The sequence below is a fragment of the Phyllobacterium sp. RCAM01083 genome (assembly GCF_055685835.1).
Genome location: NZ_JBVFZN010000004.1, coordinates 267,508 through 280,369 on the forward strand (window position 1 = coordinate 267,508; position 12,862 = coordinate 280,369).

14 protein-coding genes are annotated in these 12,862 nt (G+C 57.5%); 8 read left to right on the forward strand and 6 right to left on the reverse strand.

Translation table 11 applies throughout. The features are described 5' to 3' along the window. The first annotated feature begins 42 nt into the window (after window positions 1-42). From ACZ25R_RS05340 to fae, 7 genes are all read left to right on the forward strand, one after another. Window positions 43-1,059 (forward strand): beta-ribofuranosylaminobenzene 5'-phosphate synthase family protein, encoded by a 1,017-nt coding sequence (locus tag ACZ25R_RS05340; RefSeq protein WP_472460313.1) that lies wholly within the window; start codon window positions 43-45, stop codon window positions 1,057-1,059. Beyond that, window positions 1,056-1,952, forward strand: coding sequence for an NAD(P)-dependent methylenetetrahydromethanopterin dehydrogenase (locus ACZ25R_RS05345; RefSeq protein ID WP_288191463.1), 897 nt, complete (start codon window positions 1,056-1,058; stop codon window positions 1,950-1,952). Before ACZ25R_RS05340 ends, ACZ25R_RS05345 begins: the two co-directional genes overlap by 4 nt. Next, complete coding sequence (locus ACZ25R_RS05350) at window positions 1,906-3,054, forward strand: ATP-grasp domain-containing protein (protein ID WP_472460314.1); 1,149 nt, start codon at window positions 1,906-1,908, stop codon at window positions 3,052-3,054. Before ACZ25R_RS05345 ends, ACZ25R_RS05350 begins: the two co-directional genes overlap by 47 nt. Next, window positions 3,051-4,004: a methenyltetrahydromethanopterin cyclohydrolase gene (gene mch / locus ACZ25R_RS05355; protein ID WP_472460315.1), complete on the forward strand. Its 954-nt coding sequence runs from the start codon at window positions 3,051-3,053 to the stop codon at window positions 4,002-4,004. Before ACZ25R_RS05350 ends, mch begins: the two co-directional genes overlap by 4 nt. An 8-nt stretch (window positions 4,005-4,012) precedes the next feature. Continuing rightward, window positions 4,013-4,927: an ATP-grasp domain-containing protein gene (locus ACZ25R_RS05360; RefSeq protein ID WP_464663745.1), complete on the forward strand. Its 915-nt coding sequence runs from the start codon at window positions 4,013-4,015 to the stop codon at window positions 4,925-4,927. Beyond that, window positions 4,924-5,787 (forward strand): triphosphoribosyl-dephospho-CoA synthase, encoded by an 864-nt coding sequence (locus ACZ25R_RS05365; RefSeq protein ID WP_472460316.1) that lies wholly within the window; start codon window positions 4,924-4,926, stop codon window positions 5,785-5,787. The genes ACZ25R_RS05360 and ACZ25R_RS05365 overlap by 4 nt, the downstream gene beginning before the upstream one ends. A 153-nt stretch (window positions 5,788-5,940) precedes the next feature. Beyond that, the gene (fae, locus tag ACZ25R_RS05370) at window positions 5,941-6,447 is read left to right on the forward strand and encodes a formaldehyde-activating enzyme (RefSeq protein WP_105734854.1); all 507 of its coding nucleotides are present in this window, start codon (window positions 5,941-5,943) and stop codon (window positions 6,445-6,447) included. A 119-nt stretch (window positions 6,448-6,566) separates the two neighbouring features. On the opposite strand, the gene ACZ25R_RS05375 is transcribed toward fae, so the two are convergent. Next, a complete protein-coding gene (locus ACZ25R_RS05375; protein WP_472460317.1) occupies window positions 6,567-7,463 on the reverse strand; it encodes a HisA/HisF-related TIM barrel protein in 897 nt (298 codons plus the stop codon). On the opposite strand from ACZ25R_RS05375, the gene ACZ25R_RS05380 reads away from it, so the two are divergent. After that, complete coding sequence (locus tag ACZ25R_RS05380) at window positions 7,383-8,375, forward strand: hydantoinase/oxoprolinase family protein (protein WP_472460318.1); 993 nt, start codon at window positions 7,383-7,385, stop codon at window positions 8,373-8,375. The genes ACZ25R_RS05375 and ACZ25R_RS05380 overlap by 81 nt on opposite strands. A gap of 1 nt (window position 8,376) precedes the next feature. On the opposite strand, the gene ACZ25R_RS05385 is transcribed toward ACZ25R_RS05380, so the two are convergent. Genes ACZ25R_RS05385 through ACZ25R_RS05405 form a run of 5 tightly spaced genes read right to left on the reverse strand, consistent with a single transcriptional unit; the run spans window position 8,377 to window position 12,721 of the window. Further along, window positions 8,377-8,982: a DUF447 domain-containing protein gene (locus tag ACZ25R_RS05385; RefSeq protein ID WP_472460319.1), complete on the reverse strand. Its 606-nt coding sequence runs from the start codon at window positions 8,980-8,982 to the stop codon at window positions 8,377-8,379. After that, window positions 8,979-10,379 (reverse strand): DUF6513 domain-containing protein, encoded by a 1,401-nt coding sequence (locus tag ACZ25R_RS05390; protein ID WP_472460320.1) that lies wholly within the window; start codon window positions 10,377-10,379, stop codon window positions 8,979-8,981. The genes ACZ25R_RS05385 and ACZ25R_RS05390 overlap by 4 nt, the downstream gene beginning before the upstream one ends. A 1-nt stretch (window position 10,380) precedes the next feature. Further along, window positions 10,381-10,923 (reverse strand): flavoprotein, encoded by a 543-nt coding sequence (locus ACZ25R_RS05395; protein ID WP_223614345.1) that lies wholly within the window; start codon window positions 10,921-10,923, stop codon window positions 10,381-10,383. Next, window positions 10,920-11,555, reverse strand: coding sequence for a dihydroneopterin aldolase (locus tag ACZ25R_RS05400; protein WP_472460321.1), 636 nt, complete (start codon window positions 11,553-11,555; stop codon window positions 10,920-10,922). Before ACZ25R_RS05400 ends, ACZ25R_RS05395 begins: the two co-directional genes overlap by 4 nt. Next, entirely contained in the window at window positions 11,552-12,721 is a 1,170-nt protein-coding gene (locus ACZ25R_RS05405; RefSeq protein WP_472460322.1) for a (5-formylfuran-3-yl)methyl phosphate synthase, read from the reverse strand. The genes ACZ25R_RS05400 and ACZ25R_RS05405 overlap by 4 nt, the downstream gene beginning before the upstream one ends. Between the last annotated feature and the right edge of the window lie 141 nt (window positions 12,722-12,862).

The following is a 12,862-nucleotide window of genomic DNA, read 5'->3' on the forward strand; positions in this document are numbered from 1 at the left end:
ATACTGCAGGGCCCGATTTCTGAGATTGTGTAAATTAAGCAAATGTCGGAATCCGTCACGATCGAAGTCCCGGCCCGTCTTCACCTTGGCTTCCTTGATATACCACGCAACGTACCCGAACCTGGTCAGGACCGGTTCGGCAGTATTGGCTTACCCATTCAGGACATTTCGACCGTTCTGACGATCTCCCGCGCGGCAAAAGCCCATATCGAAGGAGACGAGCGGGAACGCGTTGCGCAACACGTTGCAACCCTTTCCCGTCAGCTTGGGATCACGGCGCACCACAAGGTTGTCGTGCATCGAACCATTCCCCGACATATCGGCCTTGGCTCTGGCACCCAGATTGCCCTTGCCGTTGCAGCGGCGCTGCGCACCCTGCATGCGATACCGCTTGATATCGTGAACGATGCCCATCTGCTGGGACGCGGGACGCGGTCCGGCATCGGCATAGCTGCTTTCGACGCGGGGGGTGTCATTATCGATGCCGGCAAAGCCACCCACGGCGCTGCACCCACCATTATCTCGCGGATTGCATTTCCCGAGGAATGGCGAATCATTCTTGTCTTTGACACGTCAACCCAAGGCATTCACGGCAATGCAGAGGTCGAAGCTTTCAAGGCGTTACCTCCGTTCCCGGTGGCGACATCGGCAGCGATCAGCCGTCTTGTGCTGATGAGCGCCATGCCCGGCCTGATCGAACGGAACCTTGCCTTGTTTGGCCGGGCGATCGCCGGCATCCAGACCGAGATCGGCAATTATTTTGCACCCGCACAGGGTGGAATTTTTACCAGCAAACACGTTGAAACCACCATCACGCAGCTTGCAGAGGCTGGCGCAGTCGGTATTGGCCAGAGTTCATGGGGACCGACGGGCTTCGCCTTCGCCGCGTCACAGGCGGAAGCCGAGCGGATCGTCAATACCATCCACAGCAACCCGCATGGCACGGCCATTCAAATCGTCGCAGGAAGAAATGCCGGGGCCGATATCACGCATGCCGCTCTGAATCTTGCGAGAGCTTGTACCATGGGCGCCGTCATCAAGAAGGAGCGGATACCGTGAGCCGCAAAACGATCCTGCATATGCTAACCCCGCTTCGGCAAATGAGCCCTTTCGACGTCAACATGGCGCTCGACGCAGGTTATGACGCCGTTGTTCCCTACACCGACGTCACTCTTTCGGATGTCGGAAATCTTGTTCAAGACGCCATATTCTCGCGGCCACCGGATGCGGGTGTGGCCACGGGCATTTTCCTTGCTGGCAAGGACGCGCCCGCAGCGCTCGACATGCTGGATGCAGCAAGGAATGCCATGGTTCCGCCCTTCGAAATCTCGGTGTTTGCCGACCCGGCGGGATCATTCACGACCGCCGCCGCCATGGTGGCCAAAGTCGAAAAGGCTCTCGCCAAAATTCACGGCCGCAAGCTGGAAGGAACCAGCGTGGCAGTCTTCGGCGCGACAGGCGTGGTCGGCTATTGCACCGCGGTGATTACAGCCCAACAGGGGGCAAACGTGACGGTCATCGGCCATGACGGCATTGAGCGGGTGAAGGCGATCGCCGCTTCGATCAAGCAAAGGTTCAATCTGACTGTTGAACCAGCCGACGGGTCAACAGAAGCGAAAAAGATGGAGGTCCTGCGAACCGCAGAGGTCGTGCTGGCCGCCGCAAAAGCGGGTGTGCAGGTGATATCGGCCGCACAACTCGGCAAGGCCGGCAAGCTTCTGATCGCTGCCGACGTCAACGCCGTTCCGCCAGCTGGTATCGAGGGACTGAAGGTCAACGCCAATGCCGATCCGCTTGATGCGACAGAAGCTGTCGGCATTGGCCCGCTTTCCATCGGCAATGTCAAATACAAGACTCAAGCCGGTTTGTTCGAACAGATGATCAAGGCGAAGAAGCCGGTTATCTTTGATTTTCGGGACGCATTTGCCCTTGCTCGCGAACTCGCCAAATAATGCGGTTCTGATAGCCGCTGTCTCTGGACGCTCGCTTGCCGCGGCGGCGCGGCGGGCGGGCTTGCGGCCGTTGGTTGCCGACCTCTTCAACGATGCGGACACGCTGGCATTGGCGGAACGCGCCGTGAAACTTTCGGGGAGCCTGCAGAATGGTATCGACCGAAAACATCTTGTTGAAACGCTGCAGAAACTGGCTGGCGATGAGGACCCGGTGGCCGTGATCTACGGCTCCGGTTTCGAGCGCGATCCGCAGATGATAGAGGCGATTTCACAACACTTTGCCGTTGCAGGAAACAGCGCCAGGACGGTTCGTCTCGTCAAGGACCCCATCTCTCTGTCGCAGCTGTGCACCGAGTTTGCCATACCGCATCCCGATATATGTTTCGACACTCCCGACAATCCTCGGGATTGGCTGAGTAAGTTGACCGGTGGTGCAGGCGGTTCACATGTGAGGCCCGCGCATCGCGGAACATCGGGACAAGAATACTATTTTCAGCGGTTTGTCCAAGGCAGGAATCTGTCTGCCCTGTTTCTCGCCAATGGGGACAAGGCGCAAATGATTGGCCTGAGCCGGCAATGGTTTTCTCCGTCGGAAAACAGCCCCTTTCGCTATGGAGGCGCGGTCCGGCTACTCCGCTACAACCCGCGCAGAGCACAGCAGATAGGCGATTGGCTGACGGCTTTGAGCCGACGGACCGGTTTGACCGGATTATGCAGCGCCGATTTCATCGTTGGCGCAGAGGGTCTGCATCTTATCGAAATCAATCCACGACCAGGTGCCACGCTCGATATTTTCGATACGGAAGAAACGCCTCTTCTGCGCCAGCATTTGCATGCGGTCACCGGATCGGATTTCTCGATACCCAGCTACAAAATCTCGGCGGCCTCGGCAATCGCCTATACCGCAAAAGCCATCAGCGCATTTCCGGATGTTGTTTGGCCGACGCTCACCGCAGACCACCAAACAGCAGGCACCTCCCTTCAAGCCGGTGATCCTGTTTGTACCGTTTTCGCCACGGCTCCCTCTGCCTCCGCAGCGATGAAAGCCGTGAAGGGCCGCGTCAAACAACTCGCGGTTAATTGGAGGGAGGAGTTTTCATGAGAGACGGTCACGCCTATCTCAACAGAAGCGCTCAACATCTGGCAGATAAGATGATCGAGCAAGCGGGACGGCTTGGCATCAATCACAGTCGTGGCAACCTTGGCGAACATGTGATTGACGCAGGGGCAAGTTGTCCGGGCGGCGTCGAAGCCGGACTGCGGATTGTCGAAATCTGCATGGGCGGCCTTGGCGTGGTTTCGGCAACACTCGATACAGGCAAATGGCCCTACAGCGTGAATGTCAGATCTTCACAACCGGTTTTGGCCTGCCTTGCCAGCCAGTATGCCGGCTGGAACCTCTCGCATGAGAAATACTTCGCCATGGGATCGGGGCCAGCCCGGACACTGGCGCGGGTCGAGCCACTCTTTGATGAAATTGCCTATCGTGAACCTGAGGCAAAATCGTCGGTCATCGTCCTTGAAACAACGACGCCGCCGCCTGTGGCCATTGTTGAGAAAGTGTCCAAGGCAACAGGATTTGCACCTGAGAACCTGACATTCATCTATGCACCGACGCAAAGTCTGACGGGTGCGGTACAGATTGTCGGGCGTGTTCTTGAAGTCGCAATGCACAAGGCACACGATCTGAAATTTCCGCTGGGTGACATCGTGGACGGCGCGGGCCGCGCGCCCATCCCTGCTCCGCATCCGGACTTTCTGAAGGCGATGGGCAGAACCAACGACGCGATCATCTATGGCGGCACCGTCCAGCTTTTCGTGCGCGGCACCTCAAAAGCCGCACGCACACTCGCGGAACAGCTTCCCAGCCATACATCACGCGACCACGGCCAGCCTTTCGCCGACATATTCAAGAAATTCAAAGGCGATTTCTACGCGATCGATCCGCATCTGTTCAGCCCCGCCGAGGTCATTGTTACCGCGATTGAAACCGGCGATACTTTCCGCAGCGGTGGAATCCATGAAGCAATGCTCAAACAATCCCTGGACTGACGGACACAATGACAGAAACAATACTGATCCTTTCCGACCGGCCCGACGGTCAGGTGAAACAACTGCGCACCGCACTGCGATCGCATGGATTCAATGTCCAGACATTGCCGCTGGCAGATATCGGTTTTGATACCCGGTACCCCTCCGGCATTGCCGTCCCGCGCATGAACGGCGCCTTACCCGCTGCCGTCATCGTACGGTCGATTTCATCAGGGACATTCGAGGCGATCACGCGCCGTCTGGGGATCCTGCACGCCCTTGCTCATCTTGGCGTTCCCGTTTGGAATTCTGCCAAGGCGATCGAGCGGTGCGTCGACAAGTCCACGACGACATTCTTCCTGGCACAGGCAGGGTTGCCGACACCGGAAACTTTTGCTGTTGAAAGTCTGGCCAATGCCAAGATCATTGCGGAGCGGGAACTCACGCATGGACCTCTGGTGCTCAAACCGCTTTTCGGTTCGCAAGGCCGGGGGATCCGGCTGATCCGTAGCATTGAGGACCTGCCGCAGCCGGAGGAAATGGATGATGTTTATTATTTGCAGCGTTTCGTGGCGCGGCCAGGGCCACCTTACTGTGATTACCGGGTCTTCACCTGCGCGGGCGAAGTGCTGGGTATGATGGCACGCCGGGCCGAAGGATGGATCACCAATATTGCCAAGGGCGCGAAGGCGGAGCCAGTCATTGGCCCGTTGAGGAGCAAGCTGGAAGAACTTGCGCTCGCCGCGTCGGCCGCCATCGGCACGGATTTTGCCGGGATCGACATCATCCCTGCAGCTGATGGCAAACTTCTTGTTCTCGAAGTCAACAGCATGCCGGCCTGGTCCGGGCTTCAATCGGTCGTGCCGGTCCGCATTGCAGACTGTATTGCCGGCGCACTTGTCACCCGGATTGAACCTGACATCGGTGAGAGGCCAGCAGCGTGAGCCTGACACGCGAACACATCCGCCGCGCCTATATCGACGCCTGCTATCAGGAGATCGAGGCACTGAAACCAGGCAACGTGCATGTCTTCGCGGATGGCCATCGCATGAATGCGCAGCAGTTTTTCGACAGCGCGCAGGTCTCATCCGGCCCGCTGAGCGATCCCGCCAACTCTGTCGGCCAGCGTATTCTTGTGGCCGTTGCCGCGACGCGGCTGAAGGTTCAGACCAATACCAATCTGGGCATTCTTCTCCTGTGCGCCCCGCTTGCGCGGGCTGCTGCCGTTGAGACATCAGACCTGCAGCTCAGCCTCGCCGCGACACTCGCCCAACTCGATATGAAGGATGCGCGCGACGTATTCGCGGCGATCACATTGGCGCAGCCAGGCGGCCTCGGATCGGCGCCGGAACATGATGTTGCCAATGAACCGGATGTGCCGCTTCTGGAAGCCATGCGCGCCGCATCCGAGCGGGACATGATTGCCCGGCAATATGCGACGAACTTTTCCGACATCTTCACCGGCGGTTTGTCAGCTCATGGCGCAGCCATCGAGCGGAATGAACCTGCGATGTGGCCGAGCGTATTGGTTTATCTGTATTTTCTCTCGAATTTTCCCGATAGCCATATCATCCGCAAACACGGCATGCCAATTGCCGAAGAAGCGCGACAGGCCGCAGAGAAAATCCTTGCGCGCGTGATGGAGATGCATGACGGCCGTGAACGAGAAAAACTGCTCCTTGCTTTCGATGCTCAACTTAAAGCTCGAGATATCAATCCAGGCACCTCGGCTGATCTTACAGTTGCGACCCTTTTTGCATCCAGACTTATCTGGCTCTTGCATAATGGCGAGGTAAATGCTTGAATTTCTCTAGCGGATTTTGTCCGCTGCTATCTGGCCAACCGACCCCGTTCTGAGGGTGCTGTGAACAAGGATAGCTGTCCATCGAGAGTCGTGTCTCGAGGTACGGCGTCTTTGGACAAACCACTTGGAAACAGTTTAGGGAGGAATTTGGCTGTGGCTAAAATCAATAAAGTTATGGTTGGCGAGTCGCTTGTAGGCGATGGGAATGAAGTTGCGCATATCGATCTTCTGATCGGACCGCGCGGCAGTGCCGTTGAAACAGCATTCTGCAATGCATTGACGAACAACAAGGATGGCTTCACGTCCCTGCTTGCAGTCATCGCGCCGAATTTGGCGTGCAAGCCAAACACCATTCTGTTCAACAAGGTTACCATCAAGGGAGCCAAGCAGGCGGTCCAGATGTTTGGCCCGGCACAGCATGCGGTGGCTAAAGCGGTCCAGGACAGCGTTGCAGACGGTACGATTCCAGCAGATGAAGCAGACGATCTGTTTATCTGCGTCGGTGTTTTCATCCATTGGGAGGCTGAAGACGACGCCAAGATTCAGGACTTCAATTATCGTGCAACCAAAGAAGCTCTTGAGCGCGCAGTAACGGGCAAGCCGACTGCCGCCGAAGCAACCGCGCAGCGCGATTCCGTGAAACACCCCTTCAGCGCTTAGACAAGAGACAACCTCGCACAGAGTATGCCCTCTGTCGCACCGGATGGCCTGTTGCGCAGGTTGGCAAAAAGTTTGGGCTTCTGAACCCGGACAAGGGGAAGAGCAATCATTCCCCTTGTTCACCCCGTCCTGGAATCGTTCCCGTTCATCAGCGATGAGATCCCCTCCCGGGAAAGGGAGCCGTTGTGCAGAGAGGTCGCCACAAGTGCTGCTGAAATGCCAAGCGCTTCCAGTTGCTCAAGATCAGCGGCATGTCGAATGCCCCCGGCGGCAATGACGGCGCGATCACCGGCGCGGCGCTTGATCTCGGTCAATCGTTCGAAATCCGGCCCCGTATTGCTGCCAACGCGGCGAAGCGTCATCACGATAACCCGGGAAGGCCAAAGATCCGCATTCTCGAAAAGCGCGGAAGGTCCAAGAAACTCATCCCCGCGAAAATCCAGGGAGAGAACCAGTCGCGGATTTCCGCTCAAATGCCCAAGCACAGCGGTATCGGCCTGGGACTCCGAACCCAATACCGGCCAGACACCGTCCATCGTCAAGACGTCTTCCAATTGGCGCAGGCTTGCGAAGCCGGCATCCAGCCAGACATCAGCCACGGCAATCAATGGTTTCAGACGCTCCAGCGCACCGGCGGCAAGACCTTGCTGTATCGCATCCAGTTCAGCGACATAAAATGCAGGAAAGGGGTAGAGCTGGCGTAGGCCTTGCGCGACATCGAGGATATCGGCCGTTGGGCTGAGTGGTGTTTCGATGGGCCGATAGGCCGCGCGATTGCCCATGTGAGCACGGACAACGAGACCATCTTTTATGTCGAGTACCGGAATGATATGCACGAGCAGAATCCAAGGAATGATACAGCCATGAAATCCCGATTTGCCAGCAAAGGAAAGCCCTTGATCACAGGTTGGGATGTGGGCGGTGCCCATCTCAAGATGGCACAATGCCGAAATGGCGAGATTGTCTCGGCAAAAATCTTCAAGACACCGCTTTGGCTTGGTGTCGATCAGGTGCATGAGGCTCTGCGTGAACTGGGGCCTTTGCAGGCAGACGGCACTTTCAATGTATTCACGATGACCGGCGAACTCTCGGATACATTCACGTCCCGCGATGCGGGAGTTGCCGGCCTCCTCGATTTCATCGAAGAAAAATTCGGCAACGAGAATACGCTCATCTATGCGGGTCGCGGAGGTTTCTGCGACATTGCCGCCGCCCGCAGCCTGGGGAGCGATATCGCCTCGGCCAATTGGCACGCAACGGCATCATTGAGTGCAAAGCTGGCCGATACCGGTCTTTTTGTCGACATGGGGTCAACAACGACGGATATTCTTGCCTTCATGAACGGCGACCTGATCCATCGCGGCTATTCCGATGCGGAGCGACTGTTGACGGGTGAACTGGTCTATACGGGGTTCGCCCGCTCGGCGCTGATCGGCATAGCGGCGCTCGTCCCGGTAGGGGGGCATATGACCCCGCTCATGAACGAATATTTCGCCAACACCGCCGATCTCGGCCGCATTCTCGGCACGCTGGATGAAGCTGATGATAAATATCCATCCGCCGACCGCCAGCCGAAAACACTCGCCGGATCGATCCAGAGACTGGCGCGCATGGTCGGACGCGATAGCAGTGACCTTAAAGAGGCGGATTGGATCGATATTGCCCGGTGGTTCAGCGAGCACCAGTTGCGAATGATCCATGATGGCGCATTTCGCGTCGCACGCGATCTTGCGCGGGCTGCCGATGCGCCGATTGTCGGTGCCGGTATTGGCAGACCGCAGATCAGGCAGCTCGCCAAGCGCATGGACCGGCCCTATATCGATTTCGGAACGTTGATACCGGCAGCGCCAGGTGCCCGCGACGACGCCAGCAAGGCTGCGCCAGCGGCGGCGGTCGCGCTGCTCGCTTCAATGTACCTGCAGGGATAAGCTAGGCTGTGCCGGAAGGATGGGCCGCGCTCTTGCCTTTGGAATCGGCCGTCTCCTGATGCTCTTTTACCCGCTGCAGCAGCCATGACCAGGCCAGCAGCTCATCCGGTCCAGCGGTCTTGTCAATTGCAATCGTAAGATAGGCGATTTCCGCCTCGATCTTTTCTTGCGGCAGCATGTGCAGCCGGCTGACCAGAATAGCCAGTTCGAGCACCGCAGCCTTGGCACGGTTGAGCCCGGTAAAAGGGGCGTGCGTCGCCTCGGAAACCACTTTGCAGAAATGGCGCGGTCGCAGCCCGTCATCGTCGACAGACACCACCTCGAGCACGGAATGGCTCAGCGCGGATTGGAGACGCGGAACCGGACAATTCGCGACGGCAACGGTCGGCCAGTCCTTGCGTCCCGTCAGGCAACCGGCAAACACCAGCATATCGTCGGTATAGTTGGCAATGGCGAAGGGGACGGCCGCCAGGTTCTCCAGCGTCTTCGAAGGACGAAACGGAGCGATGATCCAACCATGATCCTGCTCGATGATACCAAGCGGTGCAATGTGAACAATACCGGCGGCATCGACCGTGGTGACGATGGTTTCCCTGATATAGGTCAAGTCACCCTATCCTTCTTCGCTCGCAACGTGTGGCCCGCTTCCTTTAACCTGAGACGGTCCGCCTGCTCTTCCGGCACACCCGCTCCCCAGGAAAGTGGTTCGTCCTGCGCGTAACGCTTGCCCAGTTTCCAGGCTATTTCAGCCTTGGTCAGTTCCGCACCCAGATAAAATGCATGAGCGCCATCCGATTCAACGTCGAGACGCGGAAAAAGTTCAAATGCATCCTGCGCAGTCGCGTGACCACTGGCGTTGAAAACATGGATGCCATCCGGCGCGGTCATAATGCGGAAATTGGCATCCCGCACATCACCGGCCAGCGCGGTGATATCCTCAACGCTGTTCGGATAGGGTTTGCGATCGTGAACCTGCAACAGACCCGCGTCATAGCCACGCGGCAGGGCATGATCCTGTTTGGCTGCAAACATCATGCGGCGGGCGTGGTCATGCTCCTCGACCGTGCGAACGGTGTGGGCGCTGACATTGACGACCAGAACATTGTCTATCGACAGTTCCGAGCAGATACCCGAGAGCAGCGCCGTTACACCGGAGGAATCCGCATCGGTGAGCTCGGTCAGATTGCCCGTACCCATCATCATCGGGATATCCGGCCAGCGGCGGCGTGCCTCCATGAATCGGCCAAGCGAAGCGGTAAAACCGAAATGGATGGGATCGAGAACCGGATCAGCGATGAAAGAAATCTCGGCTGTCTGTGCCTTGTGAATCGCACGGCCAAGCGAATCGAGATCGCCGGCAATCGAAGGAATGAGGATTGGGGTAACGCCATATCTTACCGCCAGATCAACGGTCTCCTCAGTCAGACTTAGTAGATAATCCGCACCGGCCGCGGCGCCGGTTTCAAGTTCCCCGGGGTTGGCGGAATCCACGCTGACGAAGAGGCCTTGCGCCTTTAAACGGCGAATGGCATCGGCAAGATGCGGAAACGGCGTTTCAGGCAGGCAGCCAAGATCGATGACATCGGCACCGGCCGCGGCAAGTTTCAAAGCGCGCTGCGTCAATGCCTCCAGCGACAATGCCGACGCATCGACGATTTCTGCAAAGATACGCATATTGTGCCTGGAGAGATCAACGGGCTTGCCCACCCGCCCGAGAAAAACAGGCAGATCGGCAACCTCATCGGGGCCCCGGACGAAGGGAACGCCAAAGCGCTGGCCCAGACGATCAAGATCACCGCGATATCGCCCGGGCAGAATGACACGGTCGGCGGTTACCGGCAATTTCAACCGACGCGCGATAATCTCCTCGCTCATAAGCGCCGCAACCTTCACGCCGATGTCGACGATTTCATAGGTGAACGCCACGTCATTGAGGCCGGCAAGGATGCGCTCCAGCCGTGAACGGGCCAAATGCCCGGTCAGGAACAGAAGATGCTCCGCCATATCAAGCGACCTCTTTGGCACGGCGCGCGATGGCTGCCTTCAACTCTGCCAGAGACTCGACGACCTCGGTCCGCTCATAGGTCTTGAGACGTGCCGTGTTTTCAAGATCGATCGGCCTGGGATAGACCTTGACCATGCCGCCGGGTGCCATCGTCTCGAGCTCAGGTGCCGTATCACAGGCAAAGACAATGGACGGCACCCGGCATTTGCCGGCTTGCGCATAAACATTGGTCGGAAGGGAATCCGAAATGCCGGCGACGCATTTGGCAACGGTATTCGACGTCGCCGGGGCAACAACCGCAGTATGATAAACCCCGTTGTAGAAGCCGCCAACCGGCACGGAACTTGCGGTCTTGTCATGCAAAACCCGTGTCGTCTCGGGAAAATCGAGCTTCACCTTATACATGCGCAGGACTTCATTGGCGGCCTTGGAGACGAACACGTCACAATGTTCGAGTGTTCTTATGAGCTCGAAACTCTCCACGAAGAAATGGCCGGAGCCGGTCAGCGCCCAAGCCCATCGCGGCGTATGCAGTCGTGTCATTGCTCACCCGTTGCTTCGAAATAACTGTTGCGCATCATCACGCGTCCGGGAAAGCCTGCCAAGGGTAAATCCAATGCATCCAACATCGCCGGCCCGGCAATATGAAGGGTCATGCCGTCTCCAAGCATATCCCGAAGCATACTGTCGACGATGCCCGCAGCGGCAACATCTTCTACCGATGAATAGTACTGGTGTTCATCGGTCTGCTTGATGAGCAGCAGTGCGTCAGCTTGCAATTGTCCGGCAAGCCACGCGCTCAAACTATCCGAAGTGATATCCCATGACATGGGAATGTCCGGTGCTCCGGCTGTCATCGCAGATGGCAGCCAGACGGGTATGAGCCCCGCTTCAAGTGCGTCAGCGATTTCCACGATGGACCGTGCCGTTTGGAAACGTTCATGACGCTCAGCAACAGCAATGCCAAACTGATCCATCGCCAGGATTGCCATCGCATGTGCTGCTTCGTCCGAATAGCCAAGACGCTTTTGCGAGACCCGCACCTGATCGGCAAAAGGCCCGCCCCCCGGAACAATCACCAGCGGAAACGTGGCGCTTGCCAGCGCCTCGATCCAGCGCCGCATTTCCACATGGCCCGCCGTGCTTCCTCCAAGCTTCACGACAAGCAGCCTCATGAGGACTTCCGTCCCCCATGCACCTGCGCAAACCGCAGCTTGGCTGAATTTTTCGCTTCGCGCGTACGCTCGATCTCGACACCGACACCGCCAGGTCCAATTTCGAGTTTTTCCGCGCGGACAAAGACCCGCGTCACCCGTGGATTTCTAAGCACCAGTGCGGCCACCTGTTCCGCCAATGTCTCGGCAAGCTCAACGTGGCCCTCGGCAACAATGGCACGAATTCCGTCCATGATGAGATCGTAGGAAACCACGTGCCGCATATCCTCGGGATTGCGCGTGACCCGCAAAACCTCGGCCGTCACGTCGAACCGTACCTTCTGTGATTTCCCATGCTCGAAACGATAGGCACCGATATGCACAGGCAAAACAAAATCACGAACGAAAATCTTGTCCGTGCCGAGCCCCGCCTCTTCCGGTTCAGGAAAATACCCCCGCGCAGCAAGCAGTTTGTAGTCGACGCTGGCAGGCATTCCCTGCTCGAGCACTTCGGGGATCAGACCACGTATCTTCACGGTCGCCAGCGCATCAACGGATGCCTTGCGGTCAAGGTCAGTGCAGAGCGCCCCGCGAAACCCCATAAAATCCGGATCGTAGGTTAGCAGCCGCGAGATATCCGGTGCTTCGAGTGATCCCGCGACGCCGACCATCAATCCGTTCGACTGGCCATTCCTGACGAATTTGCCGATCTGGTCTGGAGACAGATGATTGAGCAAGCGGCCCTTGGATTTGTCGGCGGTGTCGATCATCACGCCATGAAATCCGCCACCTGCCAAGATTTCAAACAAGTTTTGACTGTAACCGCTCCAATTGTCGGCAAAGACGACGGCAATCAATTTATTGTGTAAGGCAAGAGGCTGCAGCGCCGTCACGCAGGCCTCAAACTGCCCGGACGGAAACAAACCTATCTTGATATAGTCCAGACCTGCTGCTGCAAACTCTTTCACCGTCCGCCCGATCGTTTCCGGATGCATCGGAAGATCGCCGCACGCTGCACTGATGGGCCGCCTGCCCGATATAAAGTCCTTCACTTCCAGGACCTTGCTCAGGTCAACCGCGCCAAGTGCGCCGTTGGCCGGATCTTTCATATCGATGATATCCGCACCGCTTTGAAAGACGATTTCGGCTTCCTGACGGTTCTGCACACTGGCCAACATTTTTGTCATCGGCTTGCTCCCGCATGAAACCGAGAAACTTTGCCTCGCATGCAAGAAAAGCTGACTCGAAGGGTTGAGATTGTGGTGGGGTTGTTTAAAAACACTATGGGCACCTCTGTTCTTAACCCACCGCCATTACTTGAATGGCGG